This window comes from Corynebacterium haematomassiliense (assembly GCF_013978595.1).
In the GTDB taxonomy this organism is placed as follows: domain Bacteria; phylum Actinomycetota; class Actinomycetes; order Mycobacteriales; family Mycobacteriaceae; genus Corynebacterium; species Corynebacterium lehmanniae.
Genome location: NZ_JACDTZ010000001.1, coordinates 615,521 through 635,799, shown reverse-complemented (window position 1 = coordinate 635,799; position 20,279 = coordinate 615,521). Strand labels below are relative to the sequence as shown.

20 protein-coding genes are annotated in these 20,279 nt (G+C 68.1%); 17 read left to right on the top strand and 3 right to left on the bottom strand.

Annotated features, from left to right (window positions below):
- Nucleotides 1-20: 20 nt before the first annotated feature.
- The 7 genes from carB (at nucleotide 21) to metK (ending at nucleotide 8,349) form a co-directional block, all read left to right on the top strand.
- Entirely contained in the window at nucleotides 21-3,377 is a 3,357-nt protein-coding gene (carB, locus tag H0193_RS03055) for a carbamoyl-phosphate synthase large subunit (protein ID WP_181888499.1), read from the top strand.
- Nucleotides 3,377-4,204 carry an orotidine-5'-phosphate decarboxylase gene (pyrF, locus tag H0193_RS03050; RefSeq protein WP_181888498.1) on the top strand — a complete coding sequence of 276 codons (828 nt, stop codon included), beginning with the start codon at nucleotides 3,377-3,379 and terminating at the stop codon, nucleotides 4,202-4,204. Before carB ends, pyrF begins: the two co-directional genes overlap by 1 nt.
- Nucleotides 4,205-4,427: 223 nt before the next feature.
- Entirely contained in the window at nucleotides 4,428-4,751 is a 324-nt protein-coding gene (gene mihF / locus H0193_RS03045) for an integration host factor, actinobacterial type (RefSeq protein WP_181888497.1), read from the top strand.
- A gap of 2 nt (nucleotides 4,752-4,753) precedes the next feature.
- Complete coding sequence (gene gmk / locus H0193_RS03040; protein ID WP_181888496.1) at nucleotides 4,754-5,341, top strand: guanylate kinase; 588 nt, start codon at nucleotides 4,754-4,756, stop codon at nucleotides 5,339-5,341.
- A gap of 35 nt (nucleotides 5,342-5,376) precedes the next feature.
- Complete coding sequence (gene rpoZ, locus H0193_RS03035; protein ID WP_202032159.1) at nucleotides 5,377-5,673, top strand: DNA-directed RNA polymerase subunit omega; 297 nt, start codon at nucleotides 5,377-5,379, stop codon at nucleotides 5,671-5,673.
- Nucleotides 5,674-5,773: 100 nt separating this feature from the next.
- On the top strand, nucleotides 5,774-7,009 hold the full coding sequence (gene coaBC, locus H0193_RS03030; RefSeq protein ID WP_181888494.1) for a bifunctional phosphopantothenoylcysteine decarboxylase/phosphopantothenate--cysteine ligase CoaBC: 1,236 nt from the start codon (nucleotides 5,774-5,776) through the stop codon (nucleotides 7,007-7,009).
- Between the two features lie 122 nt (nucleotides 7,010-7,131).
- Complete coding sequence (gene metK / locus H0193_RS03025; RefSeq protein WP_181888493.1) at nucleotides 7,132-8,349, top strand: methionine adenosyltransferase; 1,218 nt, start codon at nucleotides 7,132-7,134, stop codon at nucleotides 8,347-8,349.
- Here the strand turns inward: metK and H0193_RS03020 are convergent.
- Genes H0193_RS03020 through H0193_RS03010 form a run of 3 tightly spaced genes read right to left on the bottom strand, consistent with a single transcriptional unit; the run spans nucleotide 8,346 to nucleotide 10,561 of the window.
- Nucleotides 8,346-9,197, bottom strand: coding sequence for a hypothetical protein (locus H0193_RS03020; protein ID WP_181888492.1), 852 nt, complete (start codon nucleotides 9,195-9,197; stop codon nucleotides 8,346-8,348). The two genes, metK and H0193_RS03020, sit on opposite strands and share 4 nt — an antisense overlap.
- Nucleotides 9,198-9,200: 3 nt before the next feature.
- Nucleotides 9,201-9,560 (bottom strand): hypothetical protein, encoded by a 360-nt coding sequence (locus H0193_RS03015; protein WP_181888491.1) that lies wholly within the window; start codon nucleotides 9,558-9,560, stop codon nucleotides 9,201-9,203.
- A gap of 17 nt (nucleotides 9,561-9,577) precedes the next feature.
- Nucleotides 9,578-10,561: a polysaccharide deacetylase family protein gene (locus H0193_RS03010; protein ID WP_181888490.1), complete on the bottom strand. Its 984-nt coding sequence runs from the start codon at nucleotides 10,559-10,561 to the stop codon at nucleotides 9,578-9,580.
- A 134-nt stretch (nucleotides 10,562-10,695) separates the two neighbouring features.
- On the opposite strand from H0193_RS03010, the gene H0193_RS03005 reads away from it, so the two are divergent.
- From H0193_RS03005 to H0193_RS02960, 10 genes are all read left to right on the top strand, one after another.
- Nucleotides 10,696-12,705: a primosomal protein N' gene (locus tag H0193_RS03005; RefSeq protein WP_181888489.1), complete on the top strand. Its 2,010-nt coding sequence runs from the start codon at nucleotides 10,696-10,698 to the stop codon at nucleotides 12,703-12,705.
- A 28-nt stretch (nucleotides 12,706-12,733) separates the two neighbouring features.
- On the top strand, nucleotides 12,734-13,225 hold the full coding sequence (def, locus tag H0193_RS03000) for a peptide deformylase (protein WP_181888488.1): 492 nt from the start codon (nucleotides 12,734-12,736) through the stop codon (nucleotides 13,223-13,225).
- 13 nt (nucleotides 13,226-13,238) lie between these two features.
- Nucleotides 13,239-14,168, top strand: a complete 930-nt coding sequence (gene fmt, locus H0193_RS02995; protein ID WP_181888487.1) for a methionyl-tRNA formyltransferase — start codon at nucleotides 13,239-13,241, stop codon at nucleotides 14,166-14,168.
- Complete coding sequence (locus H0193_RS02990) at nucleotides 14,165-15,643, top strand: transcription antitermination factor NusB (RefSeq protein WP_181888486.1); 1,479 nt, start codon at nucleotides 14,165-14,167, stop codon at nucleotides 15,641-15,643. The genes fmt and H0193_RS02990 overlap by 4 nt, the downstream gene beginning before the upstream one ends.
- 5 nt (nucleotides 15,644-15,648) lie before the next feature.
- Nucleotides 15,649-16,311: a ribulose-phosphate 3-epimerase gene (gene rpe, locus H0193_RS02985; RefSeq protein WP_181888485.1), complete on the top strand. Its 663-nt coding sequence runs from the start codon at nucleotides 15,649-15,651 to the stop codon at nucleotides 16,309-16,311.
- Nucleotides 16,308-17,306 (top strand): bifunctional diaminohydroxyphosphoribosylaminopyrimidine deaminase/5-amino-6-(5-phosphoribosylamino)uracil reductase RibD, encoded by a 999-nt coding sequence (ribD, locus tag H0193_RS02980; protein ID WP_338026578.1) that lies wholly within the window; start codon nucleotides 16,308-16,310, stop codon nucleotides 17,304-17,306. The genes rpe and ribD overlap by 4 nt, the downstream gene beginning before the upstream one ends.
- Nucleotides 17,287-17,874 (top strand): riboflavin synthase, encoded by a 588-nt coding sequence (locus H0193_RS02975; RefSeq protein WP_181888484.1) that lies wholly within the window; start codon nucleotides 17,287-17,289, stop codon nucleotides 17,872-17,874. The genes ribD and H0193_RS02975 overlap by 20 nt, the downstream gene beginning before the upstream one ends.
- Nucleotides 17,875-17,885: 11 nt before the next feature.
- Nucleotides 17,886-19,151: a bifunctional 3,4-dihydroxy-2-butanone-4-phosphate synthase/GTP cyclohydrolase II gene (locus tag H0193_RS02970; protein WP_181888483.1), complete on the top strand. Its 1,266-nt coding sequence runs from the start codon at nucleotides 17,886-17,888 to the stop codon at nucleotides 19,149-19,151.
- Nucleotides 19,152-19,173: 22 nt separating this feature from the next.
- The gene (gene ribH, locus H0193_RS02965; RefSeq protein ID WP_181888482.1) at nucleotides 19,174-19,659 is read left to right on the top strand and encodes a 6,7-dimethyl-8-ribityllumazine synthase; all 486 of its coding nucleotides are present in this window, start codon (nucleotides 19,174-19,176) and stop codon (nucleotides 19,657-19,659) included.
- Between the two features lie 77 nt (nucleotides 19,660-19,736).
- Entirely contained in the window at nucleotides 19,737-20,279 is a 543-nt protein-coding gene (locus tag H0193_RS02960; RefSeq protein WP_181888481.1) for a PH domain-containing protein, read from the top strand.

Here is a 20,279-nt window from a genome sequence, read left to right as displayed (position 1 = left end):
AAAGACCAGGAGATACAGACATGAAGCGTAACGATTTGAACCACGTCCTGGTCATCGGCTCCGGCCCGATCGTGATCGGCCAAGCCTGCGAGTTCGACTATTCCGGCACCCAGGCGTGCCGCGTGCTCAAGGACGAAGGCCTGCGGGTGACGCTGGTCAACTCGAACCCGGCGACGATCATGACCGACCCCGAGTTTGCCGACCACACCTACGTGGAACCGATTGAGCCCGGCTACATCGATCGCATCCTCGCCCGCGAAGCCGAGCAGGGCCACCCGGTCGACGCTATTTTGCCCACCCTCGGCGGCCAGACTGCGCTGAACACGGCGATCAAGCTGGACCGCCTCGGCATTCTGGAAAAGCACGGCGTGGAGCTCATCGGCGCGGACATCGACGCCATCGAGCGCGGCGAGGACCGCCAGAAATTCAAGGACATCGTGGACAAGATTGGCGGCGAATCCGCCCGCTCCCGCGTCTGCTTCACCATGGAAGAGGTGGAGGAGACCGTCGTGGAGCTGGGGTTCCCGTGTGTGGTGCGCCCCTCGTTCACCATGGGCGGGCTCGGCTCCGGCCTGGCGTACGACATGGATGATTTGCACCGCATCGCCGGCGACGGCCTGGTGGCTTCGCCGGAGGCGAACGTGCTGATCGAGGAATCCATCCTGGGCTGGAAGGAAATCGAGCTGGAGCTCATCCGCGACTCCGCGGATAACTGCATCGCCATCGCCACCATTGAGAACGTGGATGCGATGGGTGTGCACACCGGCGACTCGGTCACCGTGGCGCCGGTGCTGACGATGACCGAGCCCGAGGTCACCGCCATGATCGAGCAGGGCAAGGCCATCATCCGCGAGGTCGGCGTGAAAACGGGCGGCTGCAACATCCAGTTCGCCATCAACCCCAAAGACGGCCGAATGATCATCATCGAGATGAACCCGCGCGTGTCGCGGTCCTCGGCGCTGGCGTCCAAGGCCACCGGCTACCCGATTGCCAAGGTGGCCACCCTGCTGGCCATCGGCTACACGCTCGACGAAATCCCGAACGACATGACCGGCGGCGAAACCACCGCGCTTGCGGAGCCGACGCTCGACTACGTCATCGTGAAGATGCCGCGTTTCGCCTTTGAGAAGTTCCCTGGCTCCGACGAGACCCTGGGCACGTCCATGAAGGCTGTGGGCGAGGCGATGGGCATCGGCCGCAACTACATCCAGGGCCTGAACAAGGTTATGCGTTCGATGGAGGACAAGCCGAACGGTTTCTGGACCAAGCCGGACGAGTACTTCGCCGACGAGCGCGCAACCGACGCCGCCGCGGTGCTCGAGGACCTGAAGGTGCCCACCGACAAGCGTCTCTACGACGTAGAGCTTGCGCTGCGCCTGGGCGCGAGCGTCGAGGAGGTCTACGAGGCCTCCGGCATCGACCCGTGGTTCCTGGAGGAGCTCGTCGCGCTCATTGACTTCAGGCAGCAGCTTGTCGACGCCCCGGTGCTCGATGCCGAGCTTTTGCGTGAGGCGAAGGCGTTCGGCCTGTCCGACGCCCAGATCGCCGCGCTTCGCCCGGAGCTGGCGGGGGAGTGCGGGGTGCGCCAGCTGCGCTGGTCGCTGGGGATTGCCCCGACCTTTAAGACCGTGGATACCTGCGCGGGCCAATTCGACGCCAAGGTGCCGTACCTGTACTCCGCCTACGAGCTCGACCCGGACGCGGAAAATGAGGTTGTTTCTTCCTCGAGCGACAGCGGGAAGGAGAAGGTGATCATCCTCGGCTCGGGCCCGAACCGCATCGGCCAGGGCATCGAGTTCGACTACTCGTGCGTGCACGCGGCGCTTGAGCTGTCGCGTGTGGGATACGAGACGGTGATGGTCAACTGCAACCCGGAGACTGTCTCCACCGACTACGATACGGCGGACCGCCTCTACTTTGAGCCGCTGACGTTCGAGGACGTCATGGAGATCTACCGCGCCGAGGCCGCCACCGGCACCGTCGCCGGCGTGATCGTCCAGCTGGGCGGCCAGACTCCGCTGGGGCTGGCGCAGCAGCTTGAGGACGCCGGCGTGCCCGTGGTTGGCACCTCCCCCAAGGCCATCGACATGGCGGAGGACCGCGGCGAGTTCGGCAAGGTGCTCGACGCGGCGAACCTGCCGGCCCCGGCTTACGGCACCGCAACCACCTTCGAGGGTGCGCGCGAGGTGGCGGACCGCATTGGCTACCCGGTGCTGGTGCGCCCCTCCTACGTGCTGGGCGGGCGCGGCATGGAGATCGTCTACGACGAGGACAACCTCCGCGATTACATCGAGCGCGCCACCGAACTGTCCCCGGACCACCCGGTGCTGGTGGACCGCTTCCTGGACAACGCCATCGAGATCGACGTCGACGTGCTCTGCGACGGCACGGACGTCTACCTCGGCGGCGTGATGGAGCACATCGAGGAAGCTGGCATCCACTCCGGCGACTCCGCGTGTGCGCTGCCGCCGATGACGCTGGGCCCGGATGACATCGCCAACGTCCGCCGTTCCGCGGCGGCGCTCGCGCACGGTATCGGCGTGAAGGGCCTGATGAACGTGCAGTTCGCGCTCAAGGACGACATCCTCTACGTCATCGAGGCCAACCCGCGCGCATCGCGCACCGTGCCGTTTGTGTCCAAGGCCACCGGCGTGCACCTGGCCAAGGCGGCCGCGCGCGTCATGATGGGCACTACGATTGCCCAGCTGCGTTCGGAGGGGTTGATCCCGTCCGACTACGACGGCGGCTCGCTGCCGATGGAGCACCCGATCGCGGTGAAGGAAGCCGTGCTGCCGTTTACCCGCTTCCGCCGCCCGGACGGCGCGCTGCTGGACACCATCCTCGGCCCGGAGATGAAGTCCACCGGCGAGGTCATGGGCCTGGCGCCGTCGTTTGGCGTGGCGTACGCGAAGGCGGAGGCCGCCGCGTTCGGCGAGCTGCCCACCGAAGGCACCGTGTTTGTCTCGCTGGCCAACCGCGACAAGCGCACCCTCATCTTCCCGATCCAGCGGCTGTCCACCATGGGCTTTAAGGTGCTGGCCACGGAGGGTACCGCCCAGATGCTGCGCCGCAACGGCATCGAGTGCGAGGTTGTGCTCAAGGGGTCCCAGGTCCGTGAGGGTGCCGAGGGCAAATCCATCGTGGACCGCATCCTCGACGGCGAGATCGACCTGGTGCTCAACACCCCGGCAGGTTCCGCTGGCGCGCGCCACGACGGCTACGACATCCGCGCGGCTGCCGTCGTCGCCGACGTGGCCATCATGACCACCGTGCAGGGCGTCACCGCGGCGGTGCAGGGCATCGAGGCTATCCGCGCCAACGAAATCTCGGTGACTAGCCTGCAGGAGCTCGAGCACGGCAAAGCAGAGGCGAAGTAGTGGCTGCGCAGACCTTCAGCCAGCGCCTTGTGGCGGCCGGGCAGGAGCACGGCCGTCTATGCGTGGGCATTGACCCGCACGCCGTGCTGCTCGAGCAGTGGGGGCTGGACAACACTGTCGAGGGCCTGCGCGCGTTCTCGGAGACGTGTGTGGAGGCCTTCGCGGGCCACGCCGCGGTAGTCAAGCCGCAGGTGGCGTTTTTCGAGCGCTTCGGCGCAGCCGGATTCGCGGTGCTCGAGAACACGCTCGCCCGGCTGCGCGAGAGCGGCACCTTGGTGATCGCCGACGCGAAGCGCGGCGATATCGGCTCCACGATGGCGGGATACGCGTCAGCCTGGCTTGCGCCCGGTGCTCCGCTGGAGACGGACGCGCTGACTGTGACCCCGTACCTCGGCGTCGGATCGCTCGACCCGGCAATCGAATTGGCTGCGCAGCACGGCAAGGGCGTGTTTGTCATGGCCGCCAACTCCAATCCGGAGGCGGTGGCGCTGCAAACCGGCACGATCGACGGCAAGATGCTCTCGCAGTGGATGGTCGACGAGTGCGCGCAGTACAACCGTGCCGACGATCCTGAATACATCGGGCACGTCGGCGTGGTCGTCGGCGCGACCGTGCAAACCCCGCCGGTGCTCGACGGCCTGAACGCCCCGGTGCTGATGCCCGGAGTGGGCGCGCAGGGAGCGACGATGGCCGATGCGGAAGCCATCGCGGGTGAAATTGGACACCTGGTTTTCCCGAGTGTTTCGCGTTCGGTGCTCACTGCTGGTCCGGATGTGGCTGAGCTGCGCAAACGCGTATCTGACCTGGGGAAACAGGCGAAAGGCTAGGGTCTATTAACTGCCCAGCAAAATCCCTGGTAGTTTAGTCCCGTCGCACGGTGACGTGGAGAAATGCGGTGTACAACGCGCTCCGCGGAACCGTTGCAGAATAAAGCAGTGTTAGACTGTGCCGAACGTGGCGAATTGCACCGATGACATTCGGAGGAGTGCGCCCCGGATCCGGCACATGTCGGACTGGACAATTGTTCGTAACTATTACATGGAGGAACCCGTGGCACTTCCACAGTTGACCGATGAGCAGCGCAAGGCAGCACTTGAGAAGGCAGCAGAGGCCCGTAAGGCGCGTGCTGAGCTGAAGGCATCCCTCAAGCGCGGCGAGACCACGCTCAAGGACGTCCTGAACAAGGCTGACACCGACGAGATCATCGGCAAGACCAAGGTCTCCGCACTCCTCGAGGCAATGCCGAAGGTGGGCAAGGTCAAGGCCCGCGAGATCATGGAGGAGCTGGAGATCGCTCAGACCCGTCGTCTGCGCGGCCTCGGTGACCGTCAGCGTCGCGCGCTGCTCGAGCGCTTCGGCTACGAAGAGAACTAGTCGTGTCTGAGGTGGCTCCCCGCGGACAGCTGGTCGTGTTGGCCGGCCCGTCCGCGGTGGGTAAGTCGACGGTGGTGAGCGGCCTTCGCAGTGCCGTACCGGATTTGTACTTCTCGGTGTCCATGACCACCCGCGCTCCGCGCCCGGGTGAGGTGGACGGGAAAGACTACTTCTTTGTCACCCCGGAGCACTTCCAGGGCCGCATCGACCGCGGAGAGATGCTGGAGTGGGCCGACATCCACGGAGGGCTGCAGCGCTCCGGCACACCCGCCGGGCCGGTGCAGGAAGCCATGGATGCGGGCCGTCCCGTCCTCGTCGAAGTTGACCTCGCAGGTGCACGGAACATCAAGCGCCTGCTGCCAGAAGCGCAGACCGTGTTTTTGGCGCCGCCGTCGTGGGACATTCTTGTCCAGCGGCTCACCGGGCGCGGCACCGAGACCCCGGAGGTGATCGAGCGCAGGCTCGCCACCGCCCGCGAGGAGCTCGACGCCCAGGGCGAGTTCGATGTCGTGGTGGTCAACGACAACGTGGACACGGCAGTGGCCACCATCGCCGGCATTCTTCAAGGCACATCTTCCAACAACAGTTAGCGAGTGGGTTACACGTGAGCAACACAACCAAGGATTTGTCCGAGACGTCCGCTGCTGAGGAAACCACCCAGCAGGAGAACGTTTACGACACTCCGGAGGGCATTACGGCGCCCCCGACCGACGAGCTTTTGACCAAGGTGTCGTCGAAGTACGCGCTCGTCATCTTCGCAGCGAAGCGTGCCCGCCAGATCAACAGCTTCTACCAGAACTCCGAGGACGGCGTCTTCGAGTTCGTGGGCCCGCTGGTCTCTCCAGAGCCGGGCGAGAAGCCGTTGTCGATCGCGCTGCGCGAGATCGAGGCAGGACTGCTCGAGCACGAGGAAGGCCAGTAAGCCTCGCCCCATTGCCAGTGCGCTGTGCTAGCGCTCTGCAGGTGTCCGCCGCCGCCCAGGAATCATGCTGGGCGGCGGCGGTTTTGTATGCTTGGGGCTCATGAGCGAAGCCCCACACTCGTCCCATCCGCTGCGTGTTGTCGTAGGAGTCTCCGGCGGTATCGCCGCGTACAAGGCCTGCCATCTTGTCCGGAACTTCAAAGAGGCGGGTGATGAGGTTCGGGTGATCCCCACGCAGAACGCGCTCAATTTCGTGGGTGCGGCGACGTTCGAGGCGTTGAGCGGCAACCCGGTGGACACCGGAGTGTTCACCCGCGTCGACGAGGTGCAGCACGTGCGGGTGGGGCAGGAGGCCGACCTGATCGTCGTGGCGCCAGCGACCGCGGACTTCATGGCTCGGGCCGCCGCGGGGCGTGCGGACGACCTGCTCACCTCGACCATCCTCGTCGCCACGTGCCCGGTGGTGCTTGCCCCCGCGATGCACACCGAGATGTGGCTCAACCCGGCCACGCAGGCGAACGTCGCCACGCTGCGCGAGCGGGGTATCACGGTGCTTGAACCCGCGCACGGGCGTCTCACTGGCAAAGACACCGGGCCCGGGCGTTTGCTGGAACCGGACGTGATCGCCGAACTCGCTCGCACGGTGCTGCGCACTAGCACATTCGCCCCGACCCTTGCGGGCAAGCGCGTGCTGATCAGCGCGGGCGGCACCCAGGAGAACATTGACCCGGTGCGCTACATCGGCAACCGGTCCTCCGGCAAGCAGGGCTACGCGCTCGGCGACGTCGCCGCGCAACGAGGCGCGAAGGTGACCATAGTGGCGGGGGCGACCGATGCGCTGGATCCGCCGTCGGGCGCGGAGGTGATCAAGGTCGGCTCCACCCGCGAAATGCAACAGGCGATGGCGGAACGAGCGCCGGAGGCCGACGTGGTGATTATGGCTGCTGCCGTGGCGGATTTCCGTCCAGAAGCAGAAGCGAGCACGAAGCTGAAGAAGGGCAAAGCCGATGACGCGCTGTCCACGATCCGCCTCACCGAAAACCCGGACATCCTCAAGGGCTTGGTCCAGATGCGGGAGGCGGGGGAGACCGCCGCGACCATCATCGGCTTCGCCGCAGAGACGGACAACGAGTTCGAAAATGGCCGCGCCAAGCTCAAGCGCAAGGGCGCGGACATGCTCATGCTCAACTCCGTGGCCGGCGGCGGCGTGTTCGGCCAGGCCCGCAACCGAGGCTGGCTGCTTAGCGCAGACGGCCGCGAAGAGGAGATTCCCGACGGCACCAAGCACGAGGTCGCGGCCCGGATCTGGGACGCCGTCGAGCGACTCTCGCAGTGACATTGCACATTTAGACAGCTTGGTCTATCGTGGGCATCACTTCACGACGTGCCGTTCCCGTTTCAGCCGTTGGACGCCGCCGGAACGCTACCCGTTCGCATAGACGCTAAGGAAAGACTGCTTTGTCCACTGATACGTACTTCCGCTTGTTCACAAGCGAATCGGTCACCGAGGGCCACCCCGACAAGATCTGCGACGCGATTTCGGACTCGATCCTGGACGACATGCTTGCTCAGGACCCGGACGCGAAGGTGGCCGTGGAGACCCTCGCCACGACCGGCCAGGTGCATGTGGCGGGGGAGGTGCGCACTTCCGCCTACTCCAACATCGCGCGAATCGTGCGCGAGAAGCTGGTGGAGATCGGGTTCGACTCTTCTGAGGTCGGCTTCGACGGCCGCAGCTGCGGCGTGAACATCGCCATCGGCGACCAGTCCTCGGAGATCCACGATTCCGTGGTGACGTCCCAGGAGGTCCGCGAGAACACCTCCACCGGCGAGGACGACCAGACCGGCGCGGGCGACCAGGGCCTGATGTTCGGCTACGCCACCAACGAGACACCGGAGTATATGCCGCTGCCGATCTCCACGGCGCACCGCCTGGCCCGCCGCCTGTCCCAGGTGCGCCACGAGGGCATCGTCGAGGGGCTGCGCCCGGACGGCAAGACCCAGGTGACCTTCGCCTACGACGGCCAGACCCCGGCGTTCATCGACACGATCGTCATCTCCACCCAGCACGACCCGGACTTCACCGGCGAGGCGCTGGAGGCGGCGCTTCGCGAGCACGTGATCAACTGGGTGCTCAAGGACGCAAACCTGGAGCAGTACTACCGCGAGGACACCAAGGTTCTGGTCAACCCGTCCGGCTCCTTCATCCAGGGTGGCCCCATGAGCGACGCCGGCCTGACCGGCCGCAAGATCATCGTGGACACCTACGGCGGCATGGCTCGCCACGGCGGCGGCGCGTTTTCCGGCAAGGACCCCTCAAAGGTGGACCGTTCCGGCGCGTACGCGATGCGCTGGGTGGCCAAGAATATTGTCGCCGCGGGCCTAGCGGAGCGCGTCGAGGTGCAGGTGGCCTACGCCATCGGACGCGCGAACCCGGTGGGGCTGTACGTGGAGACGTTCGGCACCGCCGCGGAGGGCCAGACGGACGAGAGCATCCAGCAGGCGGTGGAGAAGGTCTTCGACCTGCGCCCCGAGGCGATCATCCGCGAGCTGGACCTCAAGCGCCCGATCTACGCGCAAACCGCCGCGTACGGCCACTTCGGCCGCACGGACATCGACGTGCCGTGGGAGCGCACCGACAAGGTCGACGACTTGAAGGGCGCCGCCGGCGTCTAGTCCGTCTCCGGTGTCTTGTCCGCCTGGTGTTCCTGCCAGGCGGCTTTTTCTTGCTCGGAACGCCGGTGGTTGCGCAGCGCGACCACGCCGACGACGATGCCGATGACCACCGGCACCCAGATCTTCGAGTACTCGAGCAGCCACAGCGCCCACTCGGGAACCTCGGGGAACTCCGGCAGGTCGATGTCTGGCATCGGCAGGTTGAAATGTGGCAGCGACGGCACCGGCAGGTCCATGTGCGGCAGCTGCCAGTCGGGCAGGTCCCAGTCGGGCAAAAACCCAACTAGCCAGCCGATGAACCTCGAGATGATCGGGCCGAGCACGAGCACCGCGAGCGCCCAGCCGCCCTTGCCCAGCCCTTCCGCCATGGGGATGAGGGTGCGCTTGAGCTCGCTGGACTGCATGGTTTCGCGCCTGTGCGCGCCGCGGGAGCCGGCGGGCGGGTCGAACTCCACCACCGTGTCGCCTTCGCGAAACTCCACGCTGAGCAGCTCGTCGAAACTACTGACCCGAAGCTTCAGGTGCGGTTTCTTGCGGTCGGTGCCGAGCCCCGTCGGCGTTTCCAGCCCGCCTTTCGGGCCGTCGCCGAACAGCGGCAGCCGGGCGCTTGCGACGTCGTTGTAGCGGTGCTGCACCTCGCCGTTGACGCGCACCTCCATGCGCTCGGTGGGGTTTTTCGTCCACAGTTTGATCCGCTCTTTGAGGGAGCTCTCCGCCGTCGCCAGGGCGCCGGGTTTGTCCGCCTCGTCGCCGGGCCAGCTGGGATCCTCGGCGGCGAAGTCGCGGTCGAAACCGACGCGGACCTCGATCAGGCCGTATTCGGGGTGGTTGAGGCTCCAGGTTTCCATCGGCTACGCCTCCGCCTTGCTTCTCGACGAGCTGCCGCCCACCAACGACCCCACCCACATCGCTGCCGCGCAGGCGAGCGTCACCGCGATGGAGTAGATGAACGTGCCGTCGTTGAAGTACAGGGCCTTGGAGATCCAGAAGCCCACCCCGGTCAAAAGGGGCAGGGACAAAGTGGGGCGGAAGGCGATGCCGTCGATAAGCCCGGCGATGATCGCCACTGCGAAGATGAACCCGACCATCACCCACGGGTTACCCACCAACGGGATGAGCAGCAGGGGCCCGAGCGCGTAGGCGGCGAGCATGGCGTAGGGGATGGCTTTGACCCATCCGTGGCGGCCGCCGTTGTCCTGCTGTTCAGTCACGGGCAAGAGTATAGGAACTAATCCGCGCGCGTGTAGACGTGGCCCGCCTCGGGTCGTTTGATCATCTCGTCCAGGCCAACGGGATTGAGCCCCTTGGCGCGCAGGCCGTCGATGACGCACTCCGCCGCGTCGACGGTTGGCTGGTGGATGTCGTGCATGAGGATGATGGAGCCCTCGCGTGCGCCGTCCACCGCCCGCTTGCAGGTGGTGGCGGGGTTGCGGTGCTGCCAGTCGGCGGTGTCCACGTCCCACACGGCCAGCGCCATGCCGCGGGCACCCGCGGCGGACGCCACGCGCGGGTCGTGGGAGCCGTAGGGCGGGCGCAACCAGTGCGGGTCGAGGCCGGCCTGCTTCTGCAGCGCGGCGTCCGTGTCGTCCAACTGGGCGGCAATGGCGCCATCGGACTGCCTGGCCAGGTCCGGGTGGGAATAAGAGTGGTTGCCGATGGTGTGGCCCTCGTCGCGGATCCGCCGCAGGACCTGCGGGTTCGCGTTGGCGTTTCGGCCCACCACGAAGAAGGTCGCGTGCACGCCCTTGCGCTTGAGGATGTCCAGCAGGCGCTCGGTGCTGCCGGGGACCGGGCCGTCGTCGTAGGTGATGGCGACGCAGTTGTAGCACTTGGGCGGCACCGGCGACGGCGCGGGCTCCTGCGCGGGCGCGACGGTGACATCGGCCGGTTTCGCTGGCTCGGGCGGGCGCAGGTGCGGCGGCACGGCCTGCTTCACCTGCCCGGGAAGACCGTTGTAGGCGCGGCGCCAGCCGTCCTCGACGGCGATGCGGGCGCGGTCGGAGGAGCCGGCGATGAAGGCGGAGCTGCCGTCGATAGGCAACCCAGCTCCCTGCACGAGGATGGGGCCGAAGCTGTCGCCGGAGATGATCTTTGCGTCCTGCGGCAGGGCGAGCTGCGTGACCTTGGACACATCCGCGGAGGCGGGGGACGGGGCCAGTGTTGCAGCGGCGAGGAGTGTGGCAGAGGTGACTGCTGTGAGCAGGCGTTTCATGGGGTGGCGGGGTCTTTCAAACGCGCGTAAGGGGAAAACTTTCAGTCTTATTAGTACTCCATAAAAGACCGGGCTGGGGGATTGGAACGCTCGCGGGCAAGGCGGTGTCGGACGGTGGTTTAGAATCCGGGGTCATGTCTGACACGCCCGCCGCAGAAGCCCCAATCGCGCGCGTGTTGCCCATGCTCGGGCTGGCGCATCTGGACAGGCCGTTCGACTACCTCGTGCCCTCGCAGGAGGCGGACGCGGTGCAGCCCGGGGTGCGGGTGCGGGTGCGGTTTGCGGGCCGGCTCGTGGATGCCGTGGTGCTCGAGCGCGCATCTTCTTCGCGGCACGAGGGGTCGCTGCGCTTCATCGAGCGCGTCATCTCGCCGGAGGTTGTGGCCCCGGCGAGGACGCGGGAGCTTATCGACGTGCTGGCGGACCGTTACGCAGGCGTGCGGTCCGACATCTACCGTTCTGCTATCCCGGCGCGCCACGCGAAGGCGGAGGAGACGGACACTTCCACGCCCTGGGAGGAGCTGGGGGAGGCCGGGGAGCCGGACTTGTCGGCGTGGACCGCCTACACCTTTGGCGAGTCGTTCGTGGACGCGGTGGTCGCCGGCAAGATTGCGCGGGCGGCCTGGCAGGTCGCACCGGGAGACAGCTGGGCCGCGGCACTGGCGTCGCTGGCGGCGAAGGTGGCGCTGGACGGGGCGAGCGCGCTGATCGTGGTGCCGGACCAGAAGGACGTGGACGCGTGCGAGGCGGCGCTGAAGGAGATCCTGGGGGCGCGCCAGGTGACTACGCTGACGGCCTCGCAGGGCCCGCAGGCGCGGTACTCGCGCTACCTATCGGTGCTGCACGGGCAGGGCCGGATCGTGGTGGGCACGCGCTCGGCGGCGTTCGCCCCGGTGAAAAACCTGCGCTTTGCGGCGCTGATGTTCGACGGCGACGACAACCTGGTGGATCCGCGCGCGCCGTACGTGCACGCCCGCGAGGTGCTGACTACCCGCGCGGCGAAGGAGGGGTGCTCGCTGGTCATCGGCGGGCACGCGCGCACCGCGGAGGCGCAGCTGCTGGTGGAATCCGGGTGGATGCACGAGCTGGTCGCCCCGCGACAGAGCCTGCGCACCCGCTCGCCGTACATCCACGCGGCGGGGGATTCGGACTTTGCAATGGAGCGCGACCCGCGCGCGAAACAGGCGCGTCTGCCGTCGTCGGCGTTCCAGGCGGCGGCGAAGGCGCTCGAGCGTGGCACCCCGGTGCTGTTCCAGGTGCCGCGCACCGGCTACATCCAGTCGCTGGCGTGCGGGCAGTGCCGCACACCGGCGCGGTGCAGGTGGTGCAACGGGCCGCTCGGGCTGCCCTCGGGCGGCGAGGCCGCGGCGCCGACCTGCCGGTGGTGCGGCCGGATGGACCCGGCGCACGTGTGCCCGACGTGCGGCTCGCGCAGGCTGCGCGCGGTGGTGCTGGGCACCGAGCGCACCGCCGAGGAGCTCGGCCGCGCCTTTGCCAAGTACAAGGTGATCACCTCGGGCGGCGACAACGTGCGCGCGCAGGTGCCGGCGGGCCCGGCGCTGGTGGTGGCCACGCCGGGTGCGGAGCCGCACGTTGACGGCGGCTACGGCGCGGCGGTGCTTCTGGACGCCTGGGCGCTGATGCAGCGGCCCGACCTGCGCGCGGTGGAAGACACCTTTGCCAAGTGGATGGGGGCGGCCACGCTGGTGCAGCCGCACAGCGCAGGCGGGGAAGTGGTCGTGGTGGCCGAGCCCTCCCTGCCCGTGGTGCAGCACCTGATCCGGTGGGACGCGCCCGGGTTCGCAGCTTTGGAGCTTTCCTTGCGGCGCGAGGCCCGCTTCCCGCCGGCGGTGCACGTGGCGGTTGTGGACGCCCCACGCGACGGGTTGGAGGAATTCTTCGCCCGCACTGAGCTGCCCGAGCACGCCGAGCTGCTCGGCCCGGTGGACCTGCCGCCCGGGGTGCGGCTGCCGGGCGAGTGGAACCGGGAGGCGCTCGGGCCCGCGCAGCGGATCTTGGTGCGCACCCCGCTTGCCGGGCGCACCGCGCTGGGCAAGGCCCTGCGTGCCGGCGCGGTGGCGTGGACGACGGCGAAGCAGGACCTGCCGCTGCGCATCCAGGTCAACCCGGTGGACATCGGCTAGCGGGGTCGCGCTACTACACTTTGGCCCCATGGCTATCCGCGACATCCGCCTGTTCGGCGACCCAGTGCTCAACACCGCTGCGGCAGAGGTCACTGTTTTCGACGCCGCCTTGGAGCGGCTGGTCGCCGACATGCTGGAAACCATGGACCACGCCGGCGGAGTCGGCCTGGCCGCGAACCAGATCGGGCTTACGCGCCGGATTTTCGTCTTCGACTGCCAGGGCATGCGCGGGCACATCGTCAACCCCGTGTGGGAACCCTTGGGCGATGAGATGCAGACCGGCGTCGAAGGCTGCCTCTCGGTGCCGGACGTGCGAGGCGAGGTCACCCGCCACAAGACGGTCATTGTCCGCGGCCAGGACTGCTTCGGCCGCCCGATCGCGCTGCGCGGCACCGGGCTTTTGGCGCGCTGCATCCAGCACGAGGCGGACCACCTGGACGGCGTGATGTTCATGCGCAGGATGGCACCGGAGCAGCGCAAGGAAGCGATGGCGGCGATCCGGGCCGCCGACTGGAGCTAAGGAGAACGTTTGTATGCGACTCGTATTCGCCGGCACACCCGAACCCGCCGCTGCGGCGCTCGAGCGGCTCATCGCGTCCGACCACGAGGTCGTCGCGGTGCTCACCCGCCCCGACGCGCGCCGCGGCCGTGGGCGCACGCTGCACCCGTCGCCAGTCAAGGCGCTCGCTCTCGAGCACGGCATTGAGGTGCTCACCCCGGAGAGTCTCACGCGCGACGACGCCATCCGGGACCAACTGAAGGAGCTGGCCCCCGACGCGATCCCGGTGGTGGCCTACGGCAACCTCATCCCGGCGGACATGCTGGACATCCCCGCACACGGCTGGGTGAACCTGCACTTCTCGCTGCTGCCTAAGTGGCGCGGGGCGGCGCCGGTGCAGGCGGCGATCGCGGCCGGTGACGCGGTCACCGGAGCCACCACCTTCCGCATCGACGAGGGCCTGGACACCGGTGACATCTTGGACACGCTGGAAACCGTCATCGGCGAGGCAGAAACCAGCGGCGAGCTGCTGGAGCGCCTCGCCTACGCGGGTGCGGACCTGCTGGTTGAGACCATGGGTGCGCTCGAGGCCGGTACCGCTGCACCGACGCCGCAGCCGGAAGAGGGCACCTACGCCCACAAGATCGCCCCGGCGGACGCCCGGGTGGACTGGACGCAGCCGGCCGCCGTGATCGACCGCGGCATCCGCGCCCACACCCCGGCCCCGGGTGCGTGGACGATGCGCGGGGACGACCGCTTCAAGCTCGGCCCAGTCACCCCGACCGGGGAGGGCGCGCTCGCCCCGGGCGAGGCCGCGTTTGGCAAAAACGAGGTGCTCGTGGGCACCGCCGGCGGCGACGTTCGCCTGGGCACGATCCAGCCGCCGGGCAAGAAGATGATGAATGCGGCGGACTGGGCCCGCGGACTCAACCCGGAGGCGAAAGAAGGAGTGGTGTTCGAGTGAGCGGAGGTTTCAGGTCGCGGTCCGCGGGGCGTCGAGAGGACAAACCTGCACGCAACCGGCAGCAAGGCAGCAGGGCAAAGCAGCAGCCGCGCAAGCAGGGCGGCGGGCGCCAGCGCTACACGGTGAAGGGCCGCCCGGCCAGCATCGGCGACCCGGCGCGCGAGGCGGCCTTCGAGGTGGTGCTGCGCGTCGCCCGCGACGGCGCGTTTGCCAACCTCACCCTGCCCGGCATCCTGCGCGAGCGGAAGATCACCGGACGCGACGCCGCCTTTGCCACCGAGGTGGCCTACGGCACGCTGCGCAGCCTCGGGGTACTCGACGCGGTGATCGCGAAAAACTCATCGCGCGAGCTCGAGCGCATCGCGCCCGAGGTGCTCGCCGCGCTGCGCCTGGGCGCCTACCAGCTGCTCTACACCCGGGTGGGCGACCACGCCGCGGTGGACACCTCGGTGCGGCTCGTCGAGGCTGCGGGCCATGAGAAGGCGAAAGGTTTCGCGAACGGCGTGCTGCGCTCCATCGGCCGCACGCCCGCCGACGAGTGGCTGCGCACCCTCGCCCCGGACAACGAGCTGGGCGCGCTGGCCTTCACCCACGCCCACCCGGAGTGGATCGCGCGCTCCTTCGCGGAGGCGCTCGGTGACAAGCGCGACGAGCTGGAAGCCGCGCTCGAGGCGGACTCGGCCCGCCCGGTCGTGCACCTGGTGGCGCGCCCCGGCGAGATCTCCGCGGAAGAACTTGCACTGTCCACGGGCGGCGAGCAGGGCAAGTACTCGCCGTACGCGGTGTACCTGCCGGAGGGGGATCCGGGCCAGCTCGAGCCGGTGCGCGAGGGGCTTGCCGCGGTGCAGGACGAGGGCTCGCAGATCATCGCGCGTGCCGTCACCGAGGTCCCCGTCGAGCAGGATCAAGGCCGTTGGCTTGACCTTTGCGCGGGTCCCGGCGGCAAGGCCGCGCTCATCGGGGCCATCGCGGCTATCGACGCCGCCACGGTCGACGCCGTCGAAGTCAGCCCGCACCGCGCGGAGCTGATCACCAAGACGGTGCGCGGCCTGCCGGTGACGGTCCACACCGCGGACGGGCGCGACTCCAAACTCGAACCCGGCTACGACCGCATCCTTGTCGACGCGCCCTGCTCTGGCCTCGGCGCGCTGCGGCGGCGCCCGGAGGCGCGCTGGACGAAGTCCGAAGGCGACATCGCGGAGCTGAACCAGCTGCAGGAAGAGCTGCTCCAATCCGCCGTGAACCTGGCCAAGCCGGGCGGGGTGGTGGTCTACTCCACGTGCTCGCCGGATGTGCGGGAGACCCGGAGGATCGTCGAGAAGCAATTGGCGAAAGGCGATGTGGATGAGCTCGACGCCCGCGAGTGGGCCGCCGGCATGGAGGACGTGGGCGAGGGGCCGAGCGTGCAGATGTGGCCGCACCGCCACGGCACCGACGCAATGTTCTTCGCGGTGCTGCGCAAAAAGCTAGGGTAGGACCCATGATTCAGATCGCCCCATCAATTCTGGCCGCGAACTACGCCGCCCTCGGCGAGGACGTGCGCAAGGTTCCCAACGCGGACCTGATTCACGTGGACATCATGGACGGCCACTTCGTGCCCAACCTCTCCTTCGGGCCGGACGTGACAAAGGCGGTAAACGGGGTGACCGACCAGTTCCTGGACATGCACCTGATGATCGAGGAGCCGGAGCGCTGGTTCGAAACCTACGTCCAAGCTGGCGGCGACCGGCTGGTGTTCCACGTTGAGGCCACCGTCGACCACGTCGCGGCCGCGAGGCAGTGCCGCGAGCTGGGCGTGCAGTCCGGTTTTGCCATCAAGCCCGGCACCGCGATTGAGCCGTACCTGGACGATCTGGAGCACTTCGACCAGGTCATGGTCATGAGCGTGGAGCCCGGCTTCGGCGGGCAGAAGTTCATGCCGGAGGTCTTAAGCAAGGTCATGGTGCTGCGCGACCGCATCGCGGAGGCCAGCCTGGACACCATCATCGGCATCGACGGCGGCATCGCAAACGCCACCATCGCGCAGGCTGCGGAGGCCGGCGTGGACGCGTTCGTGGCCGGCTCCGCGGTCTTCGGCGCCGACAACCCGGGTGAGGCGGTGGAGCGCCTGCGCGAGCTCGCCCGCGAGGCCGCGCGAGGGTGACGGCGGAGCTCGGCGCCATCGCCGCCGCCATCGAGGCGGGCGAATCCGTCCGCGGCACCACCCCGCCGAACCCGCCGGTGGGCTGCGCGCTTATCGACGCCTCCGGTGAACTCATCGCCACCGGCGCAACCTCGCCCGCAGGCGGACCGCACGCGGAAATCAACGCCCTGCGAGACGCGGGCGAGCGCGCCCGGGGCGCGACCGCCGTGGTGACCCTGGAGCCGTGCAACCACACCGGCCGCACCGGCCCCTGCTCGCAGGCATTGGTGGAGGCGGGGATTAGACGGGTGGTGTACTTCACCGCCGACCCGAACGAGACGGCCGCCGGCGGGGCCGAGTACCTGCGCTCCCACGGCGTCGAGGTGGACTTCCAGCCGGTGCGGATCGCGGCGTTGCAGCCGTGGCTGCGCTCGGTGCGCCACAACCGTCCGAGCGTGACGCTGAAGTTCGCCTCCACGCTCGACGGCTTCACCGCCGCGACGGACGGCACGAGCAAGTGGATCACCGGCGATGAAGCCCGCGAGCTGGCGCACGAGGACCGCGCGAAGCTCGACGCCATCATCGTCGGCACCGGCACCGCGATCGCGGACGACCCGTCGCTGACCGCGCGCTTCCCGGACGGCACGCTGCGCGGGCACCAGCCGCGCCGCGTGGTCGTCGGCACGCGCGAGGTGCCCGAGGGCAACCTCACCCGCTTGGGCTTCGAGCAGTACGCCACACCCGAGGAGGCATTAGAAGCGCTGTGGGCAACCGGTGCGCGCGACGTGCTGGTCGAAGGCGGCGCGACGCTCGCCGCGAGCTTTCTCGAGCTGGATCTGGTGGACGCGGTGCAGGCCTACATCGCGCCCGCGCTTCTCGGCGCCGGCCGCGGGGTGCTCGACCGCGCGATCGCCGGCACCATCGCCGACGCCCGCCGCTTCCGCACCACCCTCGTGCGGCCGGTGGGAGGCGATGTGTTCATAGAAATGGAGAGAGATGTTTACGGGACTCGTTGAGGAAATCGGTGTGGTGGAGGAGCTGAAGCTGCTTGACGACGCCGTCCGGATCGCCGTGCGCGCCCCCAAGGTCACCGAGGACGCCGCCCCCGGCGACTCGATTGCCGTGGACGGGGTGTGCCTGACGGTGGTGGACAACGCGAACGGCACCTTCACCGCGGACGTGATGCGCGAGACCATGGACCGTTCCCGGCTCAGCACCTACGAGGCCGGCTCCGAGGTGAACCTGGAACGGGCGCTTGCCGCGGGCCAGCGGATGGGCGGCCACATCGTCCAGGGCCACGTCGACGGTGTGGCCGAGGTGGTCTCGCGCACCCCGTCGGAGCACTGGGAGGTGGTGCGCTTCACGCTGCCAAAGCAGCTTGAGCGCTACGTGGTGGAGAAGGGCTCCATCGCGGTCAACGGCACCTCGTTGACCGTTTCAGCGGTGGGCGAGGGCTACTTCGAGGTCTCGCTGATCCCCACCACGTTGCGCGAGACCACCGCTGGCGCGCTCGCCCCAGGCGACCCGGTGAACCTCGAGGTGGACATCGTGGCCAAATACGTTGAGAAGATGGTGCAGGGATAGGCTTGGACGGTATGACTTCCCCTAACTCCTTGAATACGGTCGAGGAGGCTATCGCCGCCATTCGCGCTGGCAAGGCCGTTGTTGTGGTGGACAGTGAGGACCGCGAGAACGAGGGCGACCTCATCTTCGCCGCCGAGGACGCCACCCCGGAGCTCGTCGCGTTCATGGTGTGCCACACCTCCGGCTACATCTGTGTTTCGATGCCGGATGAGCGCGCCACCGCACTCGAGCTGCCGCCGATGGTGGCCAACAACCAGGACCTGCACGGCACCGCCTACGCCGTCACCGTGGACGCGGCCACCGGTACCACCGGCATCTCCGCGCGCTCGCGCGCGACGACGATCGCCTTGCTTGCAGACGGCTCCGCCAACGCCTCGTCGTTTACCCGCCCCGGCCACGTGGTGCCCCTGCGCGCCAAGGCCGGCGGCGTGCTGGAACGCCCCGGCCACACGGAGGCGGCCGTGGACCTGGCGCGGCTGGCGGGCAAGACCCCGGTGGGCGCGCTGTGCGAGATCGTCTCCGAGGACGACCCCACCGACATGGCGCGTTTCGACGAGCTGCGCCGCTTCGCCAACACGCACGGGCTGCCCATGATCTCCATCGAGCAGCTGGCCGAATACCGCCGCCATCACGAACGCACCGTCGAGCGCGTCACCGCGGCGAAACTTCCCACCGAGTACGGCGAGTTCACCGCCGTGGGCTACCGCGACACTGTTTCCGGGGTGGAGCATGTGGCGTTGGTTGCCGGAGGCGTCGAGAAGCTGCGGGAAGCAACAGATGTGCTGGTGCGGGTGCACTCCGAATGCCTCACCGGCGACGTGTTCGGCTCCACGCGCTGCGACTGCGGCCCGCAGCTGCGCGAATCCATGCGGCGCATCCGAAAAGCGGGGCGCGGCGTGGTGGTGTACCTGCGCGGGCACGAGGGCCGCGGCATTGGACTCATGGCGAAGCTGCAGGCCTACAGGCTGCAGGACGCGGGTCTGGACACCGTGGACGCCAACCTGGAGCAGGGCCTGCCGGCGGACGCGCGGGAGTACTCCGCGGCCGGGCAGATCCTGGCGGATCTGGGGGTGGGCACCTTCGAGCTGCTCACCAACAACCCGGACAAGTCCGACGCGCTGGCGGGTTACGGCCCTGCGGTGGCGCGCCGCAGTAGGATCGAGATCGTTCCCACACACGACAACATCAAGTACCTGCGCACCAAGCGCGACCGGATGGGCCACGACCTACCTGGTGTGGCCGAATGGCTCCACGCCCATCCGGGGTACGCAACCTAAACGGACCCAAAAGGAGCTGCAAGTGGCATCGAGTGGAGCACCCGAGGACTATTCCATACAGGCGGAGGGCATGACCATCGCCGTGGTTTACACCCGGTGGAACGACAAGATCGTCGACCTGCTGCGCGCCGGCGCGCGGGATGAGGCCCGGGAGCTCGGCGTGAAGGTGGAGGAGTACGCCGTCGCCGGCGCCCTCGAGCTGCCGGTGGTGGTCCAGGCGTGCGCTAAGCGTTACGACGCCGTGGTGGCCCTCGGCTGCGTCATCCGCGGCGAAACCGCCCACTTCCAGTACGTGTGCGACTCCGTGACCGCAGGGCTGACCCGCGTGGCGTTGGATGAGCAGACTCCGGTGGGCAACGGCGTGCTCACCGTCGACGACGAGGACCAGGCCTACGAGCGCGCCGGTGGCGAGGACGCCAAGGAAGACAAGGGTGCCGAGGCCATGCGCGCCGCCGCCGGTACAGCCGCGGAGCTGCGCAAAGTTCGCGCTCTGCCGTTGAAGGGCTAAGGTAGCCCGGAGGGCGTGGGGCGGCCTTTGGGACGCTGCCACGCAACATGCTCGAGCGCTTGTAAGGAGTAACGGCAGTGGCTGATCAGGCTGAACAGCACAACCCCACGGGACTTTCGGGCCGGGACGAGATTGCCTACCTCAACGCGCTCGACCCGCACGCCACCACCACCACGAAACCGTGGGAGCTGGAGCTGTCCTCGAAGTTTCTGCGCAAGGTCGCCGTCGGCTGGATCGTTGTGGTCATGGCGGTGCACGTGTTCATGTCCTGGGCCGTGGACGCCGAATTCACCGGCGTGTCCATCACCGACCTGGACAAGTTCGCCTTCATCGGCGTCGGCCTGATCATCTCCGTGCTGTCCTGGATCGCGCTGACCCGACCGCGGGTGCGCGCGAACGAGGACGGCGTGCAGGTGCGCAACATCATCGGCACCCGCTATTACCCGTGGGCCGTGATCTACGGGCTGAGCTTCCCCAAAGGCTCGCGCATGGCGCGCCTTGAGCTGCCGGAATTCGAGTACGTGCCGCTATGGGCGATCCAGTCCGGTGACAAGGAAGACGCCTTGAAGGCCGTGGATGACTTCCGCGCGCTCGAAGCCAAGTACATGCCGCAGGACTAA